This window comes from Streptomyces sp. NPDC001536, from assembly GCF_042894505.1.
In the GTDB taxonomy this organism is placed as follows: domain Bacteria; phylum Actinomycetota; class Actinomycetes; order Streptomycetales; family Streptomycetaceae; genus Streptomyces.
Genome location: NZ_JBIAVQ010000014.1, coordinates 22,123 through 48,089 on the forward strand (window position 1 = coordinate 22,123; position 25,967 = coordinate 48,089).

Here is a 25,967-nt window from a genome sequence, read left to right on the forward strand (position 1 = left end):
GGGATCGGTGGATACACCCTAGGGGTGGGGGAACCGAGGGGGGACCGTGGAGCGGCGGACAACTCCGTGACCGCCGCTCCACGGGCGGGAGCGTCTCAGCCGAAGACGGCGAGGCTCTTCGCCTTGCCCTTCTGCTCCTCCACAAGGGCCAGCAGATGGCCCTCGGGGGCGAAGACGGCGACGGTGCCGCGGCCCGAGTACTCGTCGGGCATCTCCAGGCGTACACCGTTGGTGAGCAGCCGGGTCCGCTTTTCGTCCACATCCCAGCGCGGGAACGCGGCCGCGGCCGCCTCGGCGATCGGCATCACCGTCAGCTCCTGCTGGTGCTGCTCCAGGGTCCTGGCCGCGTCCAGCTTGTACGGGCCGACGCGCGTGCGCCGCAGAGCGGTGAGGTGGCCGCCCACACCCAGGTCCGCGCCCAGGTCACGGGCGAGCGCCCGGATGTACGTACCGGACGAGCAGACCACCGAGACGACCAGGTCCAGGACGGGCGTGCCGTCCTCGGCGACGGCGTCGCGGACGTCGTACACCGCGAAGGACGAGATCCTCACCGGCCGGGCGGGGATCTCGAACTCCTCGCCGTCCCGCGCCCGCTTGTAGGAGCGCACCCCGTTGATCTTGATGGCGCTGACCTTGGACGGCACCTGCATGATGTCGCCGCTGAGCTTGGCGATGCCCGCATCGACGGCGTCCCGGGTGACCTTCGAGGCGTCTGTCGACCCCGTGATCTCGCCCTCCGCGTCGTCGGTCAGGGTCGTCTGGCCCAGGCGGATCGTGCCCAGGTACTCCTTCTCGGTGAGCGCGAGATGCCCGAGGAGCTTGGTCGCCTTCTCGACGCCGAGGACGAGCACACCGGTCGCCATCGGGTCGAGGGTGCCGGCGTGTCCGACGCGGCGGGTCTTCGCGATCCCGCGCATCTTGGCGACCACGTCGTGCGAAGTGAAGCCCGACGGCTTGTCGACGATGACAAGCCCGTCGGGCGTCTGGTTCTTCTGCGTCATTCGGCGGTGTCGTCCTCGTCTTCACCCGGCTTCTTGTACGGGTCCGCGTCACCGGCGTAGGCGGCGCCGGCCGAGACCTCGCGCACCTTCTCGTCGGACTGGCGTGCCTTGTCGAGGAGGTCCTCGATGGTCTTGGCGGTGTCCGGGAGGGCGTCCGCGACGAAGGTCAGCGTCGGTGTGAACTTCACACCGGCCGCCGCACCGACCGCGGAACGCAGCACGCCCTTGGCGCTCTCCAGACCGGCGGCCGCGGCCGCGCGCTCCTCGTCGTCCCCGTACACCGTGTAGAAGACGGTCGCCTCCCGGAGGTCACCCGTGACCCGGGTGTCCGTGATGGTGACGTGCGAGCCGAGCCGCGGGTCCTTGATCCCGCGCTGCAGCTTCTGGGCCACCACCTCTCGGATGAGGTCCGCCAGCCTCTTCGCCCGCGCGTTGTCGGCCACTGGTCCGTCTCCTTAAGTGTCTTGCTTCTTGCCAAGCGTTCGTCGCTTCAGTCTTCGTCGCTGTGGAGTCTGCGGCGAACCGAGAGCAGTTCCACCTCGGGCCGTCCGGCGACCAGCCGCTCACAGCGGTCCAGTACGTCGGTGAGGTGTCCCGTGTCCCCGGAGACCATCGCCAGCCCGATCTCGGCCCTGCGATGGAGGTCCTGATTGCCCGTCTCCGCCGCGCTCACCGCGTATTTGCGCTGGAGCTCGGCCACGATCGGACGGACGAGAGAGCGTTTCTCCTTGAGCGAGTGGACGTCGCCGAGGAGCAGATCGAAGGACAGAGTCCCCACATACATATGTGTGTCCGGATGTCCCGCCGGTTCGGGGTATGGGCGCCGCGTCGACGCCGATACAGGAACCGTACACGCAACGGCCGGGGCCGATCGACGGATATTACGTCCGCCGACCGGCCCCGATCGCGTGCTACGACAATCAGCCGCGCGGCTTCTCGCGCATCTCGTACGTCGCGATGACGTCGTCGACCTTGATGTCGTTGAAGTTGCCGAGGTTGATACCGCCCTCGAACCCTTCGCGGATCTCGGTGACGTCGTCCTTGAAGCGACGCAGACCGGAGATGTTGAGGTTCTCCGCGATGACCTTGCCGTCGCGGACGAGTCGAGCCTTCGTGTTGCGCTTGACCTCGCCCGAGCGGACCAGGACACCGGCGATGTTGCCCAGCTTGGACGACTTGAAGACCTCGCGGATCTCCGCCGTGCCGAGCTCGACCTCCTCGTACTCCGGCTTGAGCATGCCCTTGAGGGCCGCCTCGATCTCCTCGATGGCCTGGTAGATCACCGAGTAGTACCGGACGTCGACGCCCTCGCGCTCCGCCATCTGCGCCGCGCGGCCCGCGGCGCGGACGTTGAAGCCGATGACGATGGCGTCGGAGCCGGTCGCCAGGTTGATGTCGGACTCGGTGACCGCACCCACACCGCGGTGCAGGACACGAATGTCGACCTCGTCGCCGACGTCGAGCTGGAGCAGCGAGGACTCGAGAGCCTCCACCGAACCGGACGCGTCGCCCTTGATGATGAGGTTGAGTTCCTGCACCAGACCGGCCTTGAGCGCCTCGTCCAGGTTCTCCAGGGAGAACCGGACTCCACGCCGGGCGAAGTTGGCGTTGCGCTCGCGCGCCGCGCGCTTCTCGGCGATCTGACGTGCCGTGCGGTCCTCGTCGACGACCAGGAAGTTGTCGCCGGCACCCGGGACGTTGGTGAGACCCAGGACCAGGACGGGGGTCGACGGACCCGCTTCCTCGACGTTGTTGCCGTTGTCGTCGAGCATGGCCCGGACTCGGCCGTACGCGTCGCCGACCACCATGGTGTCGCCGATGCGCAGCGTGCCGCGCTGGACCAGGACCGTCGAGACGGCACCGCGGCCGCGGTCGAGGTGGGACTCGATCGCAATACCCTGCGCGTCCTGCTCCGGGTTGGCCCGCAGGTCGAGCGAGGCGTCCGCGGTGAGGACCACGGCCTCCAGGAGAGCCTCGATGTTGAGGCCCTGCTTGGCGGAGATGTCGACGAACATGGTGTCGCCGCCGTACTCCTCGGCCACCAGACCGAACTCGGTGAGCTGACCGCGCACCTTGGTCGGGTCGGCACCCTCGACGTCGATCTTGTTGACCGCGACCACGATCGGCACGTCGGCCGCCTTGGCGTGGTTCAGCGCCTCGATCGTCTGGGGCATCACACCGTCGTTGGCCGCCACCACGAGGATCGCGATGTCGGTCGACTTGGCACCACGGGCACGCATGGCGGTGAACGCCTCGTGACCCGGGGTGTCGATGAAGGTGATCTTGCGCTCTTCGTCGTTGACCGAGGTCGTGACCTGGTACGCGCCGATGTGCTGCGTGATACCGCCGGCCTCGCCCGCGACGACGTTCGTCTTGCGGATGGTGTCGAGCAGTCGGGTCTTACCGTGGTCGACGTGACCCATGACGGTCACGACCGGCGGACGCGCGACGAGGAACTCCTCGCCACCCTCGTCCTCGCCGAACTCGATGTCGAAGGACTCGAGCAGCTCGCGGTCCTCCTCCTCCGGGCTGACGATCTCGACGACGTAGTTCATCTCGCCGGCGAGCAGCTGGAGGGTCTCGTCGGAGACGGACTGCGTGGCAGTGACCATCTCGCCGAGGTTCATCATCACGGCGACGAGCGACGCCGGGTTGGCGTTGATCTTCTCCGCGAAGTCGGTGAGGGACGCACCGCGCGACAGGCGGACGGACTGTCCGTTGCCGCGAGGCAGCATCACGCCGCCGACCGACGGGGCCTGCATGGCCTCGTACTCCTGGCGCCTCTGCCGCTTCGACTTGCGACCACGACGCGCGGGACCGCCGGGACGGCCGAACGCACCCTGTGTGCCACCACGGCCACCGGGACCACCCGGACGACCGCCGAAGCCGGGACGGCCACCGCCGCCACCGGGACCACCCGGACCGCCGGGACGACCGGCGAAGCCGCCACCGCCGCCACCGGGACCGCCCGGACGACCGGCGAAGCCGCCGCCACCGCCACCGGGACCGCCCGGACGACCGGCGAAGCCGCCGCCGCCACCCGGACGACCGCCGCCACCGCCACCGGGACGACCACCGCCACCGGGACCGCGGCCACCGGGACCACCGCCGCCGGGACGCGGGCCGGCAGCCGGACGCTGCGGCATCATGCCGGGGTTGGGACGCGGACCGCCGCCGGGACGGGGAGCTCCGCCCTGCGGACGGGGCATGCCACCGGGGCTCGGACGACCGCCACCCGGAGCCTGCGGACGGGGACCGCCCGCCGCACCCTGGGGACGGGGACCGCCCTGGCCCTGGCCCTGCGGACGCGGGGCGCCGCCGGGACGGTCACCGGGGCCACCAGGACCGCCGGGACGCGGGGCACCGCCCGGACGGGGCGCCTGCGGGCGCGCCATGCCGGTGGAGCCACCAGAGGTGAAGGGGTTGTTGCCCGGACGGGGACCGGCCGGACGGGCACCGGGACGCGGCGCCTGGCCACCCGGACGCGGGGCGCCCGGACGGTCGCCACGGTCACCACGACCCTGGCCGCCCTGACCGGGACCACCGGCGGGACGGGGGCCGCCCGGACGGGGGGCCTGCTGGCCGGCCGGACGCGGGGCGCCCGGACGCGGGCCGGAGCCCTGGCCCTGGGCGGGCGCGGCGGGAGCCGACGGGGGTGCCGTGAACTCGGGCGTGGTCGGAGCCGGGGACGCCGGCGCGGGGCGCGGCGCGGGCTTCGGGCCCGGGGTGGGACGGGGGCCGGGAGCGGCCGGCGCGGCGGGAGCCGCGGGCGTCTCGGCAACGGCCGGCTTGGGGGCCGGCGGGCGCGGGGCGGCCGGACGGGCAGCCTGCGCCGGAGAGGGGGCGCCCGGCTTTGCCGGGGCAGCCTTGCGGGCGGGGGCGGGCTTGCCGCCTCCGTTGCCCTGCTGAAGGGCGTCCGTCAGCTTACGGACGACGGGCGCTTCGATGGTCGAAGACGCCGAACGGACGAATTCACCGAGTTCTTGGAGCTTGGCCATGACGACCTTGCTCTCAACCCCGAACTCCTTGGCGAGTTCGTATACCCGGACCTTAGCCACTTCGCTCCTTTTAGGTCCGGGTTGCGTCCGGACCGTCGCTACTTCATGGGCGTACTCATCGCGTGCTCATCGAGTGCTCATCGCAATCTCGACCTACTTCCAACTCGCGGGGTACCAGGGCCGCACGGGGGTTCCGTACGACGCTCCTTGCGGTGTTGCCTGCTCAGCAACTGTCTGTCTGCTCGACGTACTGGCGCAACGCCATTACGTCGAGCGCTCCCGGGGCGCGAAGCGCCCGCGTGAACGCCCGGCGGCGTACCGCCTGGTCGAGACAGACCAGGGCGGGGTGCACATACGCGCCCCGGCCGGGCAGCGTACCGCGAGGATCGGGGACGCACGCGTCCTTGATCGCCACGGTACGCAGCAGATCGGTCTTGGCCGCTCGCTGCCTGCACCCCACACAGGTGCGTTCAGGGCATGCGCGGGCACGCGTCCGGCCAGACACTGCTAAGTCTACCTCCCCGTAGCGACCTCACCCCTTTGGGGCAGGGATCGAACGGTTGTTGTCGTGATCTCAGCCCCCGTGGGCCGAGATCTATTCCCGATCGAGATCCGGGACCTATTCGCCCGGCTGCTCGGTGTCCGGACGGATGTCGATCCGCCAGCCGGTCAGACGAGCCGCAAGCCGGGCATTCTGCCCTTCCTTGCCGATCGCCAGCGACAGCTGGTAGTCCGGCACCGTCACGCGCGCGGAACGGGCCGCGAGGTCGACGACCTCCACCTTGGAGACCCGGGCCGGGGAGAGCGCGTTCGCCACCATTTCGGCCGGGTCGTCCGACCAGTCGACGATGTCGATCTTCTCGCCGTTCAGCTCACCCATGACGTTGCGCACCCGCCCGCCCATGGGGCCGATACAGGCGCCCTTGGCGTTCAGTCCGGAACGGGTGGACCGTACGGCGATCTTCGTCCGGTGACCGGCCTCGCGCGCGATGGCGGCGATCTCCACCGAACCGTCGGCGATCTCCGGCACCTCCAGGGCGAACAGCTTCTTCACCAGATTGGGATGTGTGCGCGACAGGGTGACGGACGGACCGCGTACACCCCTCGCCACCCGCACGACGTACGAGCGCAGCCGCATGCCGTGCGGATACGTCTCACCGGGGACCTGCTCCTGCACCGGCAGGATGGCCTCCAGCTTGCCGATGTCGATCAGCACGTTCTTCGGGTCACGGCCCTGCTGGACCACGCCCATGACGATGTCGCCCTCACGCCCTGCGTACTCGCCGAGCGTCGCGTCGTCCTCGGCGTCGCGCAGCCGCTGCAGGATGACCTGCTTGGCGGTGGTGGCGGCGATACGGCCGAAGCCGGACGGGGTGTCGTCGAACTCGCGGGCCTCCTGGCCCTCCTCGAGGTCCTCGGGGTCCTCCTTCGCCCACACCGTCACGTGGCCGGTTTCCCGGTTGAGCTCCACGCGCGCGTGGCGGCGGCTTCCCTCGGTGCGGTGGTAGGCGATGAGGAGGGCCGACTCGATCGCCTCGACCAGCAGGGGGAAGGAGATCTCCTTCTCCCGTACCAAGCCCCGCAGGGCACTCATGTCGATGTCCACGGCTACGCCTCCTCTTCCTTCTTGTCCTTGCGGTTGAACTCGACCTGCACGCGCGCCTTGTCGATGTCGGAGAAGGCGAGTCTGCGGCTGGTGGCCTTGCGGCCCTTGACTCCGGGCACCTCGACGTCCAGGCCCTCGTCGTCGACCTCGAGGATCCGTGCGACCACTTCGCCGCCCTCGGTCAGCTGGAACTTCACCAGCCGGCCCACGGCGCGCACATAGTGCCGGTGCTCCTTGAGGGGGCGCTCCGCGCCCGGGGTGCCGACCTCGAGGGTGTATTCGCCCTCGCCCATCGCGTCCGTCTCGTCGAGCTTCGCCGAGAGCGCGCGGCTCACATCGGCGATCTGGTCCAGGTCCGCCCCGGTGTCGGAGTCGACGACGACGCTGAGCACGCGCTTCCGTCCTACGGAGTCCACTGAGATCTCTTCCAGATCCAGTCCCTGGGAGCTGACGAGCGGTTCCAGGAGCTCTCGCAGCCTCTCGCTCTGGGTGGTGCTCATCCGGGTGACTCCTCGGCCGCGTGTGCTGTTGTGGGTAGGTCGCGTGTCTGGTCAAAGGGTATCCGGTCCCAAGGTGTGTTGCCGTCCACCGTGCGGCGACCGGGGGCCGCAGCGGTGCCGGTGAGGGGTTGCGGACCGGGGCGCGGGTACCGTGATCACCGGCGGGCCGCCTTCCCGCCCGTCTGTTCGTACGAGCCCCCGAGGACGACTGCCGTGCCGTACCCCCCGCCGCCGCGCACCCCCTCGGGGCCGCGCCGAAGAACCCTCCTCGCCTCCGCCGCGGGCGCCACCCTGCTGGTGGGGTGCTCCTCCGGATCCGATCAGACCGAGGAGAGCACCGGTGGCAGTCCGTCGGTCGCCGAACGGGCACGCACGCGTGCGGCGCGGGACAGCCGGGGGATCGTCGAGCGGTACGACGCGGTGATCACCGCGTATCCCGGGCTCGCGGACCGGCTCGGGGTGCTGCGGGCGGAGGCCGTGCGGCATGCGGAGGCGTTCGGCGGTACGCCGACGGCCACCGCCTCGGCGTCGCCGACCGCTCCAGGCTCCCCCGCCCCCTCCCCCTCCGTCGTACCCGGCACCGAGAAGGACGCCCTCGCCGGGCTCGCCGCCGCGGAGCGTTCCCTCGCGGACGCGCGGGCGAAGGCGCTCCTGGAGGTGCCGGGCGAGCTGGCCCGGCTGCTGGCCTCGGTGGCGGCGGCCGGGGCGGCGCACGCGTATCTGCTGACGGAGGCGGCCAAGTGAGCGACGCGGAGAAGAAGCGCGGGCCGGTCTCGTCGGCGGGCGGGTCCGTGCGGACGGAGGGCGTGCAGTGAGCGACGAGCAGGACAAGCGTGAGCTGGCCGCCCTCCAGGCGGCGCTGGCGGCCGAGCATGCCGCCGTCTACGGGTACGGGGTCGTCGGCGGGCGGATCCGTGAGGGGCGGCGGACCGAGGCGAAGTCGGCGTACGACGCCCATCGCGCCCGGCGCGACGCGCTGGCCCGTGAGGTGCGGGACCTGGGCGGCACCCCGGCGGCGGCAGCGGCCGGATACGCGCTGCCGTTCCCGGTGCCGGACTCGGACGCGGCCGTACGGCTGGCCGCCGAGCTGGAGGACCGGGTCGCCGGGGTGTACTCCGACCTGGTGCGGGCAACCGTGGACGGGCGGCGCTCCATGGCCGCCGAGGCACTGCGGGAGGCGGCGGTGCGGGCGGTTCGCTGGCGCGGGGAGAGCGTAGCCTTCCCTGGTCTCGCCGAACGGGCGGCGACCGCGTCGGCCTCGCCGACTTCGCCGGCTGCGGCAACGCCCACGGCGTAACGGGTACGGGAAGGGAACTGCTCGCGTATGGCTTTCGAACCGCCACAGCGTCTGGTGAGGGCGCTCGGTGAGACGGCACCCGGTGACGGCTGGTTGGAGAAGCTGCCCGAGGTGGCTCGGCAGGCCGTCGCGCTACGCGAGTCGACCGTGGAACGGGTGCAGGTGCCGGGCGGCCGCAGCAGCCTGGTCGTGCTGATCCGGCGGTCCGACGGCACCCCCGCCGTGCTCAAGCTGGCCCCGCCGCGGTTCCGGCCGGAGGCCGAGCGGGCGGCGCTGGCGCACTGGGGCGGGCTGGGTGCGGTGCAGTTGCTCGACGAGCCGGTGACCGAGGGGGTGCTGCTGCTGGAGCGGCTGCATCCCGATGTGTCGGTGCGGTCGCTGCCGGAGGCGAAGGCGCTGCTGGAGGCGGCGGGGACGTTGCGGCGGCTGTGGGTGGAGCCGCCGGGTGACCAGGTCTTCGAGACGGTGGCCGAGCGGACCGGGCGGCAGGCCGAGGCGATGGCTTCGAGCACGGACGCGGATGTCGCCGGGCTCGTGGAGGCGGCCCTCGCTGCGCGGGAGGAGTTGCTGGTCGAGGCGCCCGAGCAGCGGTTGCTGCATGGGACGTTTCGGCAGAGCAAGGTGTTGGCCGGGGAGCGTTCGCCGTGGCTTGCCGTGGGGCCGGATCCGGTGGTGGGTGAGTGCGCGTTCGATCTGGCGCGGCTGGTTCGGGATCGGGTCGAGGACTTGATCGCTCAGCCGTCGGGGGCCGCTATTACTCGGCGGCGGATCAAGCGGCTCGCCGAGTCGTTGGATGTGGATCAGGAGCGGTTGCGGGGGTGGACGTTGTTCCGGGCCGTGGAGTCCGGGGTGCGGGCGCGGCGGGTTGGTCGGCTTCAGGATGCTGAGTTGTTGCTGGAGTTTGCCGGGTGGCTTTAGGGGTTGAGTTTTGGGTGCGGGCCGGTGTGCTTGCCGCGTTCGGCCGGAGGCGAGGCCGGCGGAGGAGTCGGTCGACGAGGGGGACGAGCTGTCCGATGTGGACATCTCCGCGGCGAGGGATGCCGTCCGCCGGGTGCCTCTGCGGACCGCGGCGGCGGCACCTCTCGTTCCCTGCTTCCTGAGGAACTTCTGCGGATGACGGTCAGGCGCTGAGGCGGGCGATCGCCTCGTCCACCGTCAGTTCCTCGCGCTCGCCGGTCCTGCGGTCCTTGAGCTCCAGGACGCCCTCGGCGGAGCGGCGGCCCGCGACGAGGATCTTCGGTACGCCGATCAGCTCGGCGTCCGTGAACTTCACGCCCGGGGAGACACCGGCCCGGTCGTCGACCAGGACGCGGAGGCCCGCGGCGCGCAGCTTCTCGGAGACGTCGAGGGCCAGCTCGGTCTGGAGGGCCTTGCCGGCGGCGACGACGTGGACGTCGGCCGGGGCGACCTCGGCGGGCCAGCACAGGCCCTGCTCGTCGGCGGTCTGCTCGGCGATGGCCGCGACCGCGCGGGTGACGCCGATGCCGTAGGAGCCCATGGTCACGCGGACCGGCTTGCCCTGCTGGCCGAGGACGTCGAGCTTGAGGGCGTCGGCGTACTTGCGGCCCAGCTGGAAGATGTGGCCGATCTCGATGGCGCGGTCCAGCTTGAGGCCGGTGCCGCAGTTCGGGCAGGGGTCGCCCTCCTGCACGACCACGACGTCGACGTACTCGCCGACCTCGAAGTCACGGCCCACGACGACGTTCTTGGTGTGCGTGTTCGCCTTGTTGGCGCCCGTGATCCACGCGGTGCCCGGGGCCACGCGCGGGTCGGCGATGTACTTGACCTTCTCGCCCAGGCCCTTGGGGCCGACGTAACCGCGGACCAGGTCGGGACGGCCCGCGAAGTCCGCCTCGGTGACCATCTCGACGACCGCCGGGGCGAAGTGCGCCTCGACCTTGTCCATGTCGACCTCGCGGTCGCCGGGGACACCGACGGCGACGATCTCGCCGTCGACCTTCACGAGGAGGTTCTTCAGGGTCGCGGAGGCCGGGACGCCGAGGGAGGCGGCGAGGGTCTCGATGGTGGGGGTGTCCGGGGTCGGGATGTCCTCGGCGGCGGGGACGGCGGAACCGTCGACCGGCTTCAGCTCGTACGAGATCGCCTCGGTGTTGGCCGCGAAGTCGCAGTTGGGGCAGTCGGCGAAGGTGTCCTCGCCGGCGCCGGCCGGGGCGAGGAACTCCTCGGACTTGGAGCCGCCCATCGCGCCCGCGGTGGCGGCGCAGATGCGGTAGTCGAGGCCGAGGCGCGTGAAGATCTTCTGGTAGGCCTGGCGGTGCAGCGCGTAGGACTGGGCCAGGCCCTCGTCCTCGGTGTCGAAGGAGTACGAGTCCTTCATGAGGAACTCGCGGCCGCGCAGGACGCCGGCCCGCGGGCGGGCCTCGTCCCGGTACTTGTTCTGGATCTGGTAGAGGATGACCGGCAGGTCCTTGTAGGAGGACGCCTGGTCCTTCACCAGCAGCGTGAAGATCTCCTCGTGGGTCGGGCCGAGGAGGTAGTCGCCGCCCTTGCGGTCCTGGAGGCGGAACAGCTCGGGGCCGTACTCCTCCCAGCGGCCGGTCGCCTCGTACGGCTCGCGCGGCAGGATGGCGGGGAGCAGCACCTCCTGGGCGCCGATCGCGTCCATCTCCTCACGGACAATCCGCTCCACGTTGCGCAGGACCCGCATGCCGAGGGGGAGCCAGCTCCAGATACCGGCCGCGGTGCGGCGGACGTAGCCGGCGCGGACGAGGAGCTTGTGGCTGAGGACCTCGGCGTCCGCCGGGTCGTCGCGCAGCGTCTTCGCCATCAACTGGGACATGCGCTGGACCGGTGCGTTGGCCATGGTTCTCGTACTCCTGCCGGAAAAGGGTGATGGCTAGGAGGTTAGCCGGGGGGCCGGTTGCGGCGGAAATCGGTTAACGGCGGCGCAGCGGCAAGGGGGCGCCCATGACCGCGTACGGCTTCGGGGCGCTGGGGAACAGGACCTGTCGTGCGAGGTCCTGGTAGCCGAGGGAGTGGTAAAGGCCGCGGGCCGGGCTGTCGGTGTCGATCGCGGAGAGGATCGAACGGGGTTCACGGGCGCCGTCCGTGATGGTGGTGATCAGGGAGCGGCCGACCCCGCGGTTCTGGTAGCGCGGGTGGACGTGGAGTTCCGTGATCACGAAGGAGTCGTCCAGCCAGATGTCGTGGCCCTGGGCGCGGAGGTACGGCTCCACGACCGTGGACCACCAGTGGGTGCGGTCGTTGGGCATGCCGTAGACGAACCCGACGAGGTGTCCGTCCGCGGTCGCGCCGAGGGCTCTCGCGCCGGGGTACGTCATGTGGCGGAGGACGATCTGGCGGCGTACGGCCACCTCGTCGGCACCGAGTCCGAAGGCGATGGCCTGGACCGCGAGGGCCTCGTCGACGTGGGTGGAGAGGTCCAGGGGGCCGATCACTACGTCGTCGTCGGGGTGGCGGCGGTGTCCGTGACCGGGAAAGCGCATGTGGGGAGATTACAGGGGGGTGCGCGTCGGTGGTCGGCTGCGGGTTGTACGTGGTCGCTCGCGTGCTTCCCCGCGTCAGAACAGCACGCTCATGAACGCGCCCACCTCCTGGAAGCCCACCCTCTTGTACGTCCTTCTCGCCGACGTGTTGAAGTCGTTGACGTAGAGGCTGACCACCGGGGCCACGTCCGCGAGGGCGTAACGCAGGACCGCGGCCATGCCCGGGGCCGCCAGGCCCCTCCCCCGGTACTCGGGGGCCACCCAGACGCCCTGGATCTGGCAGGCCTGGTTCGTGGCCGCGCCGATCTCGGCCTTGAAGACGACCTTGCCGTCGGCGTCGAGGCGGGCGAACGAGCGGCCGGAGCCGACGAGTTCGGCGACCCTCGCCTGGTAGAGGAGGCCGCCGTCGCCGGCCAGCGGGGAGACGCCGACCTCCTCGGTGAACATCGCCACGCACGCCGGCATGATCGTTTCCATCTCGTTCTTGCGGACGCGGCGGACGTAGGGATCCGGGGCGATGTCGGTGGGCATGCGGTCGGTGACCATGAGGGGCTGGCGCGGGCGGATGTCCCGGGCCGGGCCCCAGCTGGGTTCGAGGAGACGCCAGAGTTCGGCGGTGGACTCCGCCGGGCCGACGATCGAGGAGCAGCGGCGGCCGGCCCTGCGGGCGCGGTCGGCGAAGGCGCGGACGGCTCGGGGGGTGGCGCAGATGGGGACCAGGTTGGCGCCGGCGTAGCACAGGGACGTCAGCATGCCGTCCTCGTACCAGCCCCACATCTCGCCGCCGAGGCGCCACGGGTCGAGGCCGGCGACCTGTACGCGGGACGTCACGAAGGCGTTCGCGACCGGCTCGCGGTCGAGGACGGCGAGCGCGGCGTCCAGGTCGCTCGGTTCGAGGACCCGGGAGGTCGTCTGGGTCAACACGGGCGGGGCCTCACACTGGGGACTGCTGATCTCCGCACTGTACCTGCGGAAGCTGAGCGGTGCCGCCCAGTGGAGGGGGCCGTTGTTTTTGGCGTGCGGGGCGTTGAGGTTGCCGGGGCGCCTCTGAGCTCGGGTGGTTGTGATTCGTCGGCGGCTGCGGGTTGTGTGGGGCTGGTCGCGCAGTTCCCCGCGCCCCTGGAGGGCTGGGGCCTGCGGCCCCTCAGCCCTCCAGCTCGTCCGGCTAAAACCGTCAGCCTGCTACCGCCACCGACGGCTCGCCCGACGCGACGCCTTCCGCCTCCATCTGCTCGGCCAGCTTCATGGCCTCCTCGATGAGGGTCTCCACGATCTTGGACTCGGGGACGGTCTTGATGACCTCGCCCTTGACGAAGATCTGGCCCTTGCCGTTGCCGGAGGCGACGCCGAGGTCGGCCTCGCGGGCCTCGCCGGGGCCGTTCACGACGCAGCCCATGACGGCGACGCGCAGCGGGACCTCCATGCCGGTGAGGCCGGCGGTGACCTCTTCGGCCAGCTTGTAGACGTCGACCTGGGCGCGGCCGCAGGACGGGCAGGAGACGATCTCCAGGCCGCGCTGCTTGAGGTTCAGGGACTCCAGGATCTGGTTGCCGACCTTGACCTCCTCGACCGGGGGTGCCGAGAGGGACACGCGGATCGTGTCGCCGATGCCCTGGGAGAGCAGCGCGCCGAAGGCGACCGCCGACTTGATCGTGCCCTGGAACGCCGGGCCCGCCTCGGTGACGCCGAGGTGGAGGGGGTAGTCGCACTGGGCGGCGAGCTGCTTGTACGCCTCGATCATCACGACCGGGTCGTTGTGCTTCACCGAGATCTTGATGTCCCGGAAGTCGTGCTCCTCGAAGAGGGACGCCTCCCACAGCGCCGACTCGACCAGGGCCTCGGGGGTCGCCTTGCCGTACTTCTGGAGCAGGCGGCGGTCCAGGGAGCCCGCGTTCACGCCGATCCGGATCGGGGTGCCGTGGTCCTTCGCCGCCTTGGCGATCTCCTTGACCTTGTCGTCGAACTGCTTGATGTTGCCGGGGTTGACGCGGACCGCGGCGCAGCCGGCCTCGATGGCCGAGAAGACGTACTTCGGCTGGAAGTGGATGTCCGCGATGACCGGGAGCTGGGACTTGCGGGCGATGGTGGCGAGGGCGTCGGCGTCGTCCTGCGTGGGGCAGGCCACACGGACGATCTGGCAGCCGGACGCCGTCAGTTCCGCGATCTGCTGGAGGGTCGCGCCGATGTCGGACGTACGGGTCGTGGTCATCGACTGCACCGAGACCGGGGCGTCTCCGCCGACCGCGACGGAGCCGACCTGGATCTGCCGGCTCTTACGGCGCTCGGCAACCCTGGTCGGAACGGACGGCATGCCGAGAGAAATCGCAGTCATCTGCTGTGCAACCCCAAGTCGTGGATCAAGGTCCGGCGCCAACGGAACAGTGGGCTCCAGGCTTCGAGATTACGGCACATGCCCAGGCTCAAGCACATCCCACCAATCAACCCACCCGAACGAAGACGGCCCGGCACACAGAGTGCCGGGCCGCCGTGAACGCCGTATGGCTAGGAGATTCTCACCGGGTTGATGAGGCCCGGATCGCTCTGGATGCTCAGCTCCGGAGCGGTCTCATGGCTCAACACGGGAGTGCCCTCACCTTCCCTGTTCAGGAGCTCCACGATCTCCGTCCACACGCCGTCCACCAGCCAGGCTCGCTGTCGGGGGCGAACCTTCCCCGGGGCACCGAAGCGCTCAGGAAGATCACGCCACAGGATTCCCGTGCGCAGACGATGGAGCATCCCCTCCAACGCAGACCGTAGGTCCAGCGATGACCGAAAGTGGTGCGCCCCGTACGTGGAGCGGAGCAGTTCCTCGATGCGGGCCCACTGGCTGTCCTCAGGGTCGGGAGGCACAAGTGTCCCCGTGTGCTCGTGCCACTGAGTGGTCGAGCACTTCGTCCCTTCGCGGTACCGAAACCCGGAATCCACGATGCGGACCCGTACCTTGAGCTCCTCGACCAGACAACGCTGGTCGGAGGACGACAGAGCCCGGATGTCCGGAGCGGCCGCGCCCAGAACATCCACAAGCCGGGCTTCCTTGTGAGCGCGACGCTCCAGCTCCGTCGGCCAGTCCTGGGCATGGGCCAGGATCCGCTCGAAGACCTCCTTCTCCGATTCGAGCTGACGCATCGCGGCCGTGACGACACGGCTCTGGGGTGCTTGGCACCGCAATCCGTCCAGTTCCTCCGCACACTGCGCGACCAGCCTCTCCAGCGACCTCACCCGCTCAAGGTGCCGAATCAGCCGCGTCTGCACCTCGGAGGACGTCGACAGCATCGGCCGAGTGTGGCGTGGCAGGGCGGCCAACACGGCATTGACGTGCCGCACCGCCTGCTCCTCGACGTGATCAGCGCGCAGAAACACACAGCCACATGAGACGGCTTCCTGCCATCCCGAGCAGCGGTACGTCCGCACCCCGTCGTTGCTGCGGAAGCACCCGACGTAGGGCCGGCCGCACGGCCCATGGATGCGCCCGGTGAGCGGGTACTCCCCCAAGGGAATCTTGCGTGGCCGAGCCAGCTCGGCCAGCGCCTGCTGAAAGGCATGGATCCGATCCGCCGGGAGGATCGCAGGCAGCGGGATCACCACACTCTCGCCGTACACAGGCCGCCCATCGCCGTCGAGCCTCGTGCAATGGCCGCCCCACTGCTGATCGGAACGGCGAAAGACGGCCTCTCCGAGAAACGCTGCGCTCCTGAGCCGCCGGTTGAGGTTCGAGGCCGTCCAGCGCTTTCCACTGCGGGTGAGAAACCCACGTCGGTTCAGTTCCTCGGCCATGTCCGCGACTGGGCGACCTCCCTCGATCACAAGGTCAGCCAGGAGTCTCACCACAACGGCCTCAGCCGAGTCGACTTCGAGAATCGACCCGAAGGCACCCTTCCCACTGATCCGATAACCATAGGGAGCCGGACCGCCCGGCCAGCCGCCCTCGACCGCCTTGAGCTGCCGACCCGACTGTGTGCGGGCGACGATACGGCGGTAGTCCGCCTCCACCGCCTGTGCCAGCCGGTCGACGGTGAGCCACCTTTCAACGCCCGGCTCACCCAGAGCCTCGGCACAGCACTCGACCCATGCCCCGGCATCTTCGATCTGCCAGATACAGCGCCAGATGGCGGCTTCGGTTCGCCCCAGACGGTCAAGGCTGTGCAGGAGCACCAAGTCCACCCGTCCTGCGGCGATTTCCATGAGTAGTTCGTCGAACCCAGGCCGGGAATCCGTTGCGCCGGATTCGCCTAGATCTTCCCAACGTCCCGCAAGACGCCACATCGGCCGCTGCTCTACGAACGCCCGAATAGTGTCAGCCTGAGCCGGGATTCCATACCTTCGCTTCTGCTCCGCCGTCGAGACCCGCATATAAGCAGCGACAGCGAGAGTCTCGGAGTCCCTGCCCTTGTCTTCTGCGCACAGCGCAGTACCTTGCTGCATGTCAGTCCCTTCGAGACTGGCCAGACCCCAGGGTGTTGGCGCACCGCTGGGGTCACCCATGAACAGCAAAAACGTACGAGGCACCCACTCCCGTCGCACAAAGAATTCACGCCCTTCACCCGTGCGAGCTGCATGAGCGAAGGGCGTGACGATTGTCGCGATGACAGAAAATGAGCGATTCTCAGCTCAAGCGGACCGGATTAACGACATCGGCGACCAAGACGAGCAGGGTAAAGCAAATAAAGATCCCCGCCACCACATAAGCCACCGGCATCAGCTTCGCCACGTCGAACGGCCCCGGGTCCGGTCGGCGCAGTACCTTCGCCACGTTCCGGCGCAGGGACTCCCACAGGGCGCCCGCGATGTGGCCGCCGTCGAGCGGCAGCAGCGGGAGCATGTTGAAGAGGAACAGGGAGAGGTTGAAGCCGGCGAGCAGCATCACGAACATCGCCAGTTGCTGGGAGGCCGGGATGTCGAGGGTCGCGATCTCGCCGCCCACCCTTGCCGCGCCGACCACGCCCATCGGGGAGTCCGGCTCGCGCTGGCCGTCGCCGAAGGCGGCGTCCCACAGGGCCGGGATCTTGGAGGGCAGGGCGGCCAGGGAGTCGACGGCGTCGCCCACCCGGTCCGTCATCCAGACCACCGAGTCGCCGAAGTCCTGCTTGACCACTCCGGTGGCCGCGCTGAAGCCGAGGAAGCCCGCCTTGACGTACTCGCCCTCGACGTAGGCGCCGTTGGAGTCCTTCTTCGCGACGAGGTTGGTGGCGATGGTCGCCTGGAGGGACACCTGCTTGCCGTCCCGGTCGACGACGATCGGGACCGTCTTGCCCGCGCTGTCGCGGATGAGGTCGGAGAGGGTGTTCCAGTCGTCGGTCCTCACTCCGGCGAAGGAGACGATCTTGTCGCCCTTCTTCATGCCGGCGGCCGCGGCCGGGGAGGCCGCGTCGGTCTTCTTGCAGGTGTCGCGGTTCTCGCTCTGGGAGATCACGCACGGGGAGACCGAGGCCACATTGGTGGTCTGCTGCTGGATGCCGAAGCCCATGAGGACGGTCAGGAACAGGCCGATCGCGAGGATCAGGTTCATGAACGGGCCCGCGAACATCACGATGACGCGTTTCCAGGGCTTGCGGGTGTAGAACATCCGCTTCTCGTCACCCGGCTGGAGTTCCTCGTACGCGGCCGAGCGGGCGTCCTCGATCATGCCGCGCCAGGGCGAGGTGGAACGGGCCTCCAGCTTGCCGTCGGGTCCTGGCGGGAACATGCCGATCATGCGGATGTAGCCGCCGAACGGGATGGCCTTGACGCCGTACTCGGTCTCGCCCTTGTTCCTCGACCAGAGGGTCGGGCCGAAGCCGACCATGTACTGCGGCACCCGGATGCCGAAGAGCTTGGCCGTGGACAGGTGCCCCAGCTCGTGCCACGCGATCGAGACCAGCAGGCCGAGCGCGAAGACCGCTATGCCGAGGATGAACATCAGGGTCGTCATGCACGGGCCTCCGCCGTCTGTGCTGCCAGTTCCCGGGCCCGGGTGCGCGCCCAGGTCTCCGCTTCGAGGACGTCCGACACGGTGAGTGAGGTTCCCGTGACCGGCGTGCCGTGTTCGTCCACGACGCGCGTCACGGTCTCCATGATCCCGTTGAACGGCAGCGCGCCGGCCCGGAAGGCCTCGACGCACTCCTCGTTGGCGGCATTGAACACCGCCGGGGCCGTGCCCGCGAGCTCCCCCACGTGCCTCGCAAGGTTGACCGAAGGAAACGCGTCGTTGTCGAGCGGGAAGAACTCCCACGTCGACGCCTTGCTCCAGTCGAACGCGGGGGCCGCGTCGGGGACGCGCTCCGGCCAGCCGAGGCCGATGGCGATGGGCCCCCGCATGTCGGGGGGCGTCGCCTGGGCGATCGTCGATCCGTCCGTGAACTCAACCATCGAGTGGACATACGACTGGGGATGCACGACCACCTCAATGCGGTCGAAGGGAATGTCGTAGAGGAGGTGTGCCTCGATGACTTCCAGGCCCTTGTTGACGAGGGTCGCGGAGTTGATCGTGATGACCGGGCCCATGGCCCAGGTGGGGTGGGCGAGGGCGTCCTCGACGGTGACGTTCGAGAGTTCTTCCTTCGTACGGCCGCGGAACGGGCCGCCGGACGCCGTCACCACCAGCTTCCGTACGTCCGCTCTCGTGCCGGACGCCAGCGACTGGAACAGCGCCGCGTGCTCGGAGTCGACCGGGATGATCTGCCCGGGCTTGGCGAGGGCCTTGACCAGCGGGCCGCCGACGATGAGCGACTCCTTGTTGGCGAGCGCGAGGGTGCGGCCCGCCTCCAGGGCGGCGAGGGTCGGGGCGAGGCCGATGGAGCCGGTGATGCCGTTCAGTACGGTGTGACTGTCGGAGGCGGCGACCTGGGTGGCCGCGTCCGGTCCGGCGAGGATCTCGGGGAGCGGCTCGCCCGTGCCGTACCGGCTCGTCAGTGCCTCGCGCAGCTGCGGCACAACGTCCTCGCGGGCGACCGCGACGGTCCGCACCCCGAGCCGGTGCGCCTGCTCGGCGAGGAGGTCGACCCGGCCGCCGTTGGCGGAGAGCGCGGTGACCCGGAAGCGGTCCGGGTTGCGCAGGACGAGGTCGATGGCCTGGGTCCCGATCGACCCGGTGGAGCCGAGGATCACCACGTCCTTGGGGCCGTCGCCCGCCACGGGGTCGTAGACGAGGTGCGGGTCGGCGAGAGGGGCTGGACTGTCGCTCATCCCCCCATTGTTGCCGTAAGGACGGTGTGTGAGGACAGCGCGTCCCCCGAAGGAGCCCTAAGGGGTTCTCCCCGCGGGACGCGCTGTCATGGGCCGGTCAGCGGATCGGGCGGTGGACGTTCTCGTGTTCGCTGGGGCCGGGTGTGGCGTCGGCGATCCACGGGCCCTCGCCCGAGGGGTCGACGATGCCCTCCTCCAGCCACTCGTAGGTGCCGGACATGACGCCCTTGACGACCTTGCGGTCCAGGTCGTCGGTGTTGGTCCACAGGCGGCCGAAGAGTTCCTCGACCCGGATGCGGGACTGGCGGCAGAAGGCGTCGGCGAGCTGGTAGGCCTCGCGGCCGTGGGCCTCGGTGGTGCGCAGGAGCTCGGCGCGTACGCAGACCGCGCTCATCGCGAAGAGTTCCGCGCCGATGTCGACGATCCGGCCGAGGAAGCCCTGCTTGGTCTCCATGCGGCCCTGCCAGCGGGACATCGCGTAGAAGGTGGAGCGGGCGAGTTTGCGGGCCGTGCGTTCGACGTAGCGGAGGTGGACCGAGAGGTCGACCTCGCGTTTGAATTCGTTGTACGAGTAGGGGAGTTGGCCCTGTCCGGCGACCAGTTTCGGCAGCCACTTGGCGTAGAAGGCACCGGCCTGGGCGCCTGCCTTCGCCTTGTCCGACAGGGACTTCTCCGGGTCGATCAGGTCGCCGGCGACGGAGAGGTGGGCGTCGACCGCCTCGCGGGCGATCAGGAGGTGCATGATCTCCGTCGAGCCCTCGAAGATGCGGTTGATACGGAGGTCGCGCAGGACCTGTTCGGCCGGGACCGCGCGTTCGCCGCGGGCCGCCAGGGAGGCCGCCGTCTCGAAGCCGCGGCCGCCGCGGATCTGGACCAGTTCGTCGGCGATGAGCCAGCCCATCTCGGAGGCGAAGAGTTTGGCCAGCGCGCCTTCGATGCGGATGTCGTTGCGGTCCTCGTCGGCCATCTGGCTGGAGAGGTCCAGTACCGCCTCCAGGGCGAAGGTGGTCGCCGCGATGAAGCTGATCTTCGAGCCGACCGCCTCGTGCTGGGCGATCGGCTTGCCCCACTGCTCGCGGGCGGCCGACCACTCGCGGGCGATCTTCAGGCACCACTTGCCCGCGGCGACACAGGAGGCGGGCAGGGAGAGACGGCCGGTGTTGAGGGTGGTCAGCGCGATCTTGAGGCCGGAGCCCTCCGGGCCGATGCGGTTCGCCGCCGGGACCCGGACCTGGTGGAAGCGGGTGACGCCGTTCTCGATGCCGCGCAGGCCCATGAAGGCGTTGCGGTTCTCGACGGTGATGCCGGGCGAGTTGGTCTCGACGACGAAGGCGGTGATGCCGCCCTTGTGCCCCTCGCTCTTGGGGACCCTGGCCATCACGACCAGGAGGTCGGCGACGACGCCGTTGGTGGTCCAGAGCTTCACCCCGTCGAGGACGTACTCGTCGCCGTCGGGCACCGCGCTCGTGGCGAGCCTGGCCGGGTCGGAGCCGACGTCCGGTTCGGTGAGGAGGAAGGCGCTGATGTCGGTGCGGGCGCACCGGGGCAGGAAGGCCTCCTTCTGCTCCTGGGTGCCGAACAGCTTCAGCGGCTGGGGGACGCCGATGGACTGGTGGGCGGAGAGGAGTACGCCGATCGCGGGGCTGGCGGAGCCCGCGAGGGCCAGGGCCTTGTTGTAGTACACCTGGGTGAGGCCGAGGCCGCCGTACTTGGTGTCGATCTTCATGCCGAGGGCGCCGAGCTCCTTGAGGCCGGCGATGACCTCGTCGGGGATGCGGGCCTCGCGCTCGATGAGGGCGCCGTCCACCTTGCTCTCGCAGAAGTCGCGGAGCTTGGCGAGGAACTCCTCGCCGCGCTGGGCGTCCTCGTCGGGCGGCATGGGGTGGGGGTGGATGAGGTCGAGCCGGAAGCGGCCGAGGAACAGTTCCTTGGCGAAGCTGGGCTTGCGCCAGTCCTGTTCCCGGGCCGCTTCGGCCACCTGACGGGCCTCACGTTCGGTGACGACGGGCTTCTGTTGTGGTGCGGACATGAGGGCCACCTCACCGCGAATCGGGATCATGGTTACCGACCGGTGCTACCCGATCGTATGTACCCGATACCGAGCGTGCCCACCACCCCTGGGAGCGGCCGTTCAGCCGATGTCGACGGAATACGCCTTGGTGTCAAGGCGGCCGGTGCCCTTGAAGACCTCGGTGCCGGACTCGATGCCGGAGACGTACTTGTCGTTGCCGAGCAGCTTGCGCCGAACGAGGGCCTGGGTGAAGTCGTCCAGGTTGAGCGTGGCCTTGGTGGTGTTCGTGCGGCGGACGAAGGAGTACACCTTCCAGCCGATGTCGCCCTGGTAGATGTCCCACATGGCGCCGCCGAGGCTGACGGATCCGTACTTGCTGCCGAGGGGTCCGGCGCCGCCCTGCCGGTTGAGCCAGATCATGATCTCGTCGGTGGGCTGGTCCTGCCAGTCAGCGGTGTTCTTGCTGTGCAGCCACAGGTCGTAGGCGACGTTCATGACGCCGGGGTTCGAGCTGACCGTGAACTCCCAGCTGGTCCTCACCGGCTTGCGGTCGCCGACGCGGATCGGCAGACCGGTGGCGGACTTGTCGACCTTCCAGCCCCAGTGCCAGCCGAGGACGCTGGACGCGTAGGACTTCACGTCGTAGTCCTTGCCGGTGCCGCTGTTGGCCAGGCTGTAGTTCGTCCCCCACGAGATCGTCGACCCCGACCGGGAGTTGTCCCAGACGCACTGCGTGCCGGTGGCCTTCTCCCGGTTCCAGACGTTGTTGTTCACGTAGTACTTGCCGAGCGTGATCGTGTCGAAGTCCGTGCACTTCTTGCTCGACTCGTCCGCCTGCGCGACGGTCACACCGACGGCCGCGGCGAGCGCGACCGTGGCGGAGACGAGGGTCTTCGCCTTCTTGGAGAAGCGGGGGCGGCGGTGCTGCATGGGGCGGGTCCTCACGAAGGGGGTGATCGATGACGTCCCTTCAGTGGGCACCGAGGCGTCAAAGGTTGCCGTCGCTAGCCGGTCAGTGGGTAGGCCCGCAGTCGGGTGCCGCGCAGGACGTACAGCGAGCGGCCGTCGGTCAGGAGTCTGACCTGGGCCGCCTGGGCGTCGACCGTTTTCAGGGTCCAGGCTGTCTTGTGGGTGCGGAGGTCCACCGCTGTCGCCTCCTCCTGGAGGACTCCGCCCGTCTGGGGGAAGACGTAGCCGGCCGCGAGGAGCGGGGGCGGGGCCGGTTTGTCGACGAGGGTGCGGTTGCTCTTCCAGGTCCAGCCCTGGTGGCGGTCGTCGCGTTGGACGACGGCCAGGTCCTTGCCCAGGGCCGTCAGGTAGATCGTCGTGCCGTCGATGGTCGTACCGCCGTGCAGGACGCGGCCCTTGGAGCCGGTGCCGGTGTCCTCGGGGTCGAGGCTCCACAGGGTGCGGCCGGTGCGCAGGTCGAGGCAGAGGACACCGCGGCCGGCGACGACCGCGGTGCCGTCGGCGGCGGCGACGGTGCGCTGGGTCAGCCCGTTGTACTGGACGTCGAGCGCGGTGGTGGACAGGGCGCGGCTCCACAGGGGCGCGCCGGTGGTGGCGCGGTACGCCGTCACCTCGTCGTTCTCCAGGAAGACCAGCACCCCGTCGGCGACCGCCCCGGCGGCCCCCTCGGCGGCGCTGCGCCGGACGCGTCGGCGCCAGCGCAGCCGGCGGTCGGTGACGTCGTAGGCCAGGAGGTACCGGTCGCGGCCGCCCGGTCTGTCGCCGTAGTGGGCGCCGGGGGCGTGTCCGACGGCGTAGACGGTGTGCCGGTCGGCGGTGAAGACGGGCTCCAGCAGCAGGTCGAAGCTGACGCCGAGGGGCGCGGAGTACCAGACCCGGCCGTCGGACGCCTCGATCCCGGCCAGCCGTCCGGTCAGGCCGCCGGTCTTCATCACGGCCGCGCTGCCGCAGGCCGTGAGGTGGCCGGCGTTGACGATCTCGCCGATCCAGCGCGGTGTGCCGGTGCGCGCGTCGATGCCGAACACCTGCCGGTCGTCGTACGCGGGGATGATCAGCGTGCCGTCGATGAGGACCGCGCCGGTGCCGATGCCGGCCCGTTTGAAGTCCGCGGTGTACTCCCAGCGGGCGCTCGGCGGATCGCCCGGGTCGCGGGTGGGGGACGTGGCGGGCGCCGGCCGGTGTACGGGCGCGGCCTCGTCCTCGCCGTCCGTGCGGGAGACCGCCCATACGGCGCCGCCCGCACCCGCGAGGGCCACCGCGGCGACGCCGGTCAGCAGCGCGCGCCGGGTCGGCCCGGGCGCGGTCGGCGGGGCGCCGCTCACCCGGGCCGGCGGGGCCTCGCCGGTGCGGGCGGTGCGTTCGGCGAGGTCGGCGAGGACCGGGGCGGGCAGCCGGTCGCCGAACCAGCCCGTGCCGCCGATCCGTTGGGCGACGGACGCGAGGGTGGGGCGCGTGTCCGGGTCCCGGTGGAGGCAGTCGGCGAGCAGCGGCCGTAACTCCTGCGGTACGACGGTGAGTTCGGGTTCCTCGTGAGTGATGCGGTAGAGGACCTCGCCCGGTTCGCCGTCCCCGAAGGGCGGGCGGCCGCAGGCGGTGTACGTCAGGACGGAGGCGAGCGCGTACACGTCGCAGGGCGGGCCGTCGCGGCCGTCGGCGGCGAGTTGCTCGGGGGCCATGTAGGCGGGGGTGCCGGGTGCCCCGCCGGTGCGGTGGTCGGTGTCCGCGGTGCGGGCGATGCCGAAGTCGACGAGTCGGGGGCCGGACGGGGTGAGCAGGATGTTGGACGGCTTGAGGTCGCGGTGGACCACTCCGGAGGTGTGCAACGCGACGAGCCCGGCGACGAGTTGGGCGCCCAGAGCCCGTACGGACTCCTCCGGCCACGGCCCGTGGGCCGTGACGGCCTCCGCCAGTGAGGGGCCCAGGACGTACGCGGTGGCCAGCCATGGGCGCCCGCCGTCCGTGCCCGCGCCGACGAAGGACGGCACATGCTCCAGATCGCCGAGGGCCCGTACGGTGTCCGTCTCGTGCTGGAAGCGGGCCGTGAAGTCGGGGTCGGCGGCGAGCGCGGGGTGCACGGCCTTGAGGGCGACGGTGCGGCCCGTCGGGGTGCGGGCGAGATAGACGGTGCCCATCCCGCCGGAGCCGAGCCGGGCCAGCAGCCGGTGGCCGCCGATCGTGTGGGGGTCGTCGTCGGTGAGCGGGAAGGGGCGCATCGGCCTCACCCCGCCGGGAGCGCGATGACGGTGGAGTCGTTGACGACCAGCGCGGTGTTGTCCACGACGAAGGCGGTGTAGAGCGAGGAGGCCGCCTGGCTGCTCTGGAAGGACCACTTGTACGCCCCGGAGCGCGGGTCGAGGGCCACCACTCCGGCGCCTCCGCCCCACGTCAGCAGGGTGCGGGCGGACTTGGTGAGGCTGAGCCCCGGCGCCTTGCGGGTGGCGTAGGGCGGGTCGGGCAGCAGGTCGCGGCGCCAGATCTCGCGGCCGTCGGCCGGGTCGACGGCGTACACCGTGCGGTTCGCGTCGGTGACGTACACGACGGTGCCCAGGCCCGGGACGCGCAGGACGTGGGGCACGTCGACGTACACGCCGGTGCCGGTGCCGTCCCCGTCGTCGTCGTTGAGGTTGATCTCCCACGACGGCTTGTCCGAGCGCAGCGGCGCGGCCGTCACCCGGCCCTGGTGGACCTGGTAGACCTGCCCGGAGAGCGTGTCCGCCGAGATCGTGGCGCCCTCGGTCGTCCAGGTGTGGCGGACGGGCGGGCCCATGGTGCCGGAGGCGATGTCGACCTCGGCGAGTTCGACGGCGCCGTCCTCCTTGTACAGGACGTGCAGTTCGTCCTTGCCCGGCAGGAAGATGAACGCGCCGGACTTGGCCACCGGTACCTGGAGCCGCCAGCGCTCCTTGCGGCCGACGAGGTCGAAGGAGACGAGGTAACTGCGCGGGGTGGCGCCCTTCGTGAAGTTGTCGGGGCCGTTGGCCTTGCAGTAGAGGATCCCGCGCCGTTTGTCGCAGGCGAGCAGTTCGCTCAGGACGAGCTCGCCGACGCCGTACGGCCGCTTGCCCCACCTCTGCCTGCCGTCGTCGGTGGCGACCGTGACCAGCTCGCCGTAGCACTGGAGGATCAGCGTGCCCGGCTCCCCGGGCAGCATCGGCTCGTTGGAGTCGATGCCGACGCGCTGCCAGACGGGGCGGCCGTCGGACATGTCCAGCGCGGTGAGCGCCGGGAACTCGGCGAGATAGACGACGTGGGTGCCGTCCGGGTGGGTGTCGTGCCACAGGCCGGTGTTGACGTTGTGGAGGAACTGGTTCTTGGCCTCGTAGCGCCACAGCGCGGCGGGCGGGGTGCCGCGCGGCACGGTGGCCGGTTTCGCCGTCGTACGGCGGCCCGCGACGGCCGGTGCGGTGAGCGCCCCGGTGCCGCCGCGCCCCGCCACCCATCCGGCGACCGCGCCGCCGCCCACCAGCAGTCCGGCGCCGGCGGCGGTGAGCAGGGTGCGGCGGGAGGGCCTCGCGAGAGGTGCGGGCGGCGGGGCGTCGGCGGCGGACTCCAGGGCCAGCGCGCGGTCCGCCTGCCGGGCCAGCGCGGCGAGCAGCCGGGCGGGCGGCTGGAAGGGCTCGTCGCCCAGTTCGTCCGCCAACTCCTGGGCGGTGGGCCGCTCTTCGGGGTCCTCGTGGGAGCAGCGGCGCAGCAGCGCGTCGTCCGGGGCGCGGCCCGCGGCGGCATGGGTGAGGACGTCCCCGAGGGCGGCGATGTCGTCCTGCGGGCTGCCCGTGAGGCGGGGCCGGACCAGGCGGGGGCCGTCGGGGGCGACGAGGACGGCGTCCGGGGAGAGGGCACCGTGCGCGTACCCCGCCGCGTGCAGCCGGGCCAGGGGCGCGGCGAGACACGCGGCGAGGGAGCGCACGGTGCCGGCGGGGAGGCCGCCGTACATGAGGGCACCGGCCTCGGCGAGGG

21 protein-coding genes are annotated in these 25,967 nt (G+C 70.5%); 3 read left to right on the forward strand and 18 right to left on the reverse strand.

The window, feature by feature from the left end; all coding sequences use genetic code 11:
* Positions 1–95 precede the first annotated feature (95 nt).
* The 7 genes from truB to rimP all read right to left on the reverse strand — a co-directional run bounded on the left by truB (position 96) and on the right by rimP (position 7,105).
* Positions 96–1,001: a tRNA pseudouridine(55) synthase TruB gene (truB, locus tag ACFY0U_RS32615; RefSeq protein WP_388641947.1), complete on the reverse strand. Its 906-nt coding sequence runs from the start codon at positions 999–1,001 to the stop codon at positions 96–98.
* Positions 998–1,444 (reverse strand): 30S ribosome-binding factor RbfA, encoded by a 447-nt coding sequence (gene rbfA / locus ACFY0U_RS32620; protein WP_037741849.1) that lies wholly within the window; start codon positions 1,442–1,444, stop codon positions 998–1,000. Before rbfA ends, truB begins: the two co-directional genes overlap by 4 nt.
* 47 nt (positions 1,445–1,491) lie before the next feature.
* Complete coding sequence (locus ACFY0U_RS32625) at positions 1,492–1,785, reverse strand: DUF503 domain-containing protein (protein ID WP_079313067.1); 294 nt, start codon at positions 1,783–1,785, stop codon at positions 1,492–1,494.
* Positions 1,786–1,921: 136 nt separating this feature from the next.
* The gene (gene infB, locus ACFY0U_RS32630; RefSeq protein ID WP_388641950.1) at positions 1,922–5,059 is read right to left on the reverse strand and encodes a translation initiation factor IF-2; all 3,138 of its coding nucleotides are present in this window, start codon (positions 5,057–5,059) and stop codon (positions 1,922–1,924) included.
* Positions 5,060–5,222: 163 nt separating this feature from the next.
* Positions 5,223–5,504, reverse strand: a complete 282-nt coding sequence (locus ACFY0U_RS32635) for a YlxR family protein (RefSeq protein WP_388641952.1) — start codon at positions 5,502–5,504, stop codon at positions 5,223–5,225.
* A 114-nt stretch (positions 5,505–5,618) separates the two neighbouring features.
* Positions 5,619–6,605, reverse strand: coding sequence for a transcription termination factor NusA (gene nusA / locus ACFY0U_RS32640; protein ID WP_388641954.1), 987 nt, complete (start codon positions 6,603–6,605; stop codon positions 5,619–5,621).
* 2 nt (positions 6,606–6,607) lie between these two features.
* Complete coding sequence (rimP, locus tag ACFY0U_RS32645; RefSeq protein ID WP_388641956.1) at positions 6,608–7,105, reverse strand: ribosome maturation factor RimP; 498 nt, start codon at positions 7,103–7,105, stop codon at positions 6,608–6,610.
* A 213-nt stretch (positions 7,106–7,318) separates the two neighbouring features.
* On the opposite strand from rimP, the gene ACFY0U_RS32650 reads away from it, so the two are divergent.
* The 3 genes from ACFY0U_RS32650 to ACFY0U_RS32660 all read left to right on the forward strand — a co-directional run bounded on the left by ACFY0U_RS32650 (position 7,319) and on the right by ACFY0U_RS32660 (position 9,320).
* Positions 7,319–7,849: a hypothetical protein gene (locus ACFY0U_RS32650; protein ID WP_388641958.1), complete on the forward strand. Its 531-nt coding sequence runs from the start codon at positions 7,319–7,321 to the stop codon at positions 7,847–7,849.
* A 67-nt stretch (positions 7,850–7,916) separates the two neighbouring features.
* Entirely contained in the window at positions 7,917–8,402 is a 486-nt protein-coding gene (locus ACFY0U_RS32655) for a ferritin-like domain-containing protein (protein WP_388641959.1), read from the forward strand.
* 27 nt (positions 8,403–8,429) lie between these two features.
* Entirely contained in the window at positions 8,430–9,320 is an 891-nt protein-coding gene (locus tag ACFY0U_RS32660) for an aminoglycoside phosphotransferase family protein (protein ID WP_388641961.1), read from the forward strand.
* Positions 9,321–9,522: 202 nt separating this feature from the next.
* Here ACFY0U_RS32660 and ACFY0U_RS32665 read toward each other — a convergent pair whose 3' ends face one another.
* From ACFY0U_RS32665 to ACFY0U_RS32715, 11 genes are all read right to left on the reverse strand, one after another.
* Positions 9,523–11,226, reverse strand: a complete 1,704-nt coding sequence (locus tag ACFY0U_RS32665; protein WP_388641963.1) for a proline--tRNA ligase — start codon at positions 11,224–11,226, stop codon at positions 9,523–9,525.
* Between the two features lie 73 nt (positions 11,227–11,299).
* On the reverse strand, positions 11,300–11,869 hold the full coding sequence (locus tag ACFY0U_RS32670; protein ID WP_388641965.1) for a GNAT family N-acetyltransferase: 570 nt from the start codon (positions 11,867–11,869) through the stop codon (positions 11,300–11,302).
* 75 nt (positions 11,870–11,944) lie between these two features.
* Positions 11,945–12,793: a GNAT family N-acetyltransferase gene (locus ACFY0U_RS32675; RefSeq protein WP_388641967.1), complete on the reverse strand. Its 849-nt coding sequence runs from the start codon at positions 12,791–12,793 to the stop codon at positions 11,945–11,947.
* Between the two features lie 250 nt (positions 12,794–13,043).
* Positions 13,044–14,201, reverse strand: a complete 1,158-nt coding sequence (gene ispG, locus ACFY0U_RS32680; RefSeq protein WP_388641969.1) for a flavodoxin-dependent (E)-4-hydroxy-3-methylbut-2-enyl-diphosphate synthase — start codon at positions 14,199–14,201, stop codon at positions 13,044–13,046.
* A gap of 170 nt (positions 14,202–14,371) precedes the next feature.
* On the reverse strand, positions 14,372–16,351 hold the full coding sequence (locus tag ACFY0U_RS32685) for a recombinase family protein (protein WP_388641971.1): 1,980 nt from the start codon (positions 16,349–16,351) through the stop codon (positions 14,372–14,374).
* 121 nt (positions 16,352–16,472) lie between these two features.
* Entirely contained in the window at positions 16,473–17,765 is a 1,293-nt protein-coding gene (locus tag ACFY0U_RS32690; RefSeq protein WP_388642300.1) for a M50 family metallopeptidase, read from the reverse strand.
* A gap of 8 nt (positions 17,766–17,773) precedes the next feature.
* On the reverse strand, positions 17,774–19,030 hold the full coding sequence (gene dxr, locus ACFY0U_RS32695) for a 1-deoxy-D-xylulose-5-phosphate reductoisomerase (protein ID WP_388641973.1): 1,257 nt from the start codon (positions 19,028–19,030) through the stop codon (positions 17,774–17,776).
* Between the two features lie 97 nt (positions 19,031–19,127).
* Positions 19,128–21,059 (reverse strand): acyl-CoA dehydrogenase family protein, encoded by a 1,932-nt coding sequence (locus ACFY0U_RS32700; RefSeq protein WP_388641975.1) that lies wholly within the window; start codon positions 21,057–21,059, stop codon positions 19,128–19,130.
* A gap of 102 nt (positions 21,060–21,161) precedes the next feature.
* Positions 21,162–21,971, reverse strand: a complete 810-nt coding sequence (locus ACFY0U_RS32705) for an endo-1,4-beta-glucanase (RefSeq protein WP_388641977.1) — start codon at positions 21,969–21,971, stop codon at positions 21,162–21,164.
* Between the two features lie 74 nt (positions 21,972–22,045).
* On the reverse strand, positions 22,046–24,223 hold the full coding sequence (locus ACFY0U_RS32710; RefSeq protein WP_388641979.1) for a protein kinase: 2,178 nt from the start codon (positions 24,221–24,223) through the stop codon (positions 22,046–22,048).
* 5 nt (positions 24,224–24,228) lie between these two features.
* Complete coding sequence (locus ACFY0U_RS32715; RefSeq protein WP_388641981.1) at positions 24,229–25,944, reverse strand: PQQ-binding-like beta-propeller repeat protein; 1,716 nt, start codon at positions 25,942–25,944, stop codon at positions 24,229–24,231.
* Between the last annotated feature and the right edge of the window lie 23 nt (positions 25,945–25,967).

Coding starts and splice junctions, on each gene's coding strand:
- ACFY0U_RS32625 (WP_079313067.1), bottom strand. CDS start 1,785: ATGTATGTGGGGACTCTGTCCTTCGATCTGCTCCTCGGCGACGTCCAC.
- ACFY0U_RS32715 (WP_388641981.1), bottom strand. CDS start 25,944: ATGTACGGCGGCCTCCCCGCCGGCACCGTGCGCTCCCTCGCCGCGTGT.
- ACFY0U_RS32710 (WP_388641979.1), bottom strand. CDS start 24,223: ATGCGCCCCTTCCCGCTCACCGACGACGACCCCCACACGATCGGCGGC.
- ACFY0U_RS32700 (WP_388641975.1), bottom strand. CDS start 21,059: ATGTCCGCACCACAACAGAAGCCCGTCGTCACCGAACGTGAGGCCCGT.
- ACFY0U_RS32660 (WP_388641961.1), top strand. CDS start 8,430: ATGGCTTTCGAACCGCCACAGCGTCTGGTGAGGGCGCTCGGTGAGACG.
- dxr (WP_388641973.1), bottom strand. CDS start 19,030: ATGAGCGACAGTCCAGCCCCTCTCGCCGACCCGCACCTCGTCTACGAC.
- ispG (WP_388641969.1), bottom strand. CDS start 14,201: ATGACTGCGATTTCTCTCGGCATGCCGTCCGTTCCGACCAGGGTTGCC.
- ACFY0U_RS32705 (WP_388641977.1), bottom strand. CDS start 21,971: ATGCAGCACCGCCGCCCCCGCTTCTCCAAGAAGGCGAAGACCCTCGTC.
- ACFY0U_RS32670 (WP_388641965.1), bottom strand. CDS start 11,869: ATGCGCTTTCCCGGTCACGGACACCGCCGCCACCCCGACGACGACGTA.
- ACFY0U_RS32685 (WP_388641971.1), bottom strand. CDS start 16,351: ATGGGTGACCCCAGCGGTGCGCCAACACCCTGGGGTCTGGCCAGTCTC.
- truB (WP_388641947.1), bottom strand. CDS start 1,001: ATGACGCAGAAGAACCAGACGCCCGACGGGCTTGTCATCGTCGACAAG.
- ACFY0U_RS32690 (WP_388642300.1), bottom strand. CDS start 17,765: ATGTTCATCCTCGGCATAGCGGTCTTCGCGCTCGGCCTGCTGGTCTCG.
- rimP (WP_388641956.1), bottom strand. CDS start 7,105: ATGAGCACCACCCAGAGCGAGAGGCTGCGAGAGCTCCTGGAACCGCTC.
- ACFY0U_RS32665 (WP_388641963.1), bottom strand. CDS start 11,226: ATGGCCAACGCACCGGTCCAGCGCATGTCCCAGTTGATGGCGAAGACG.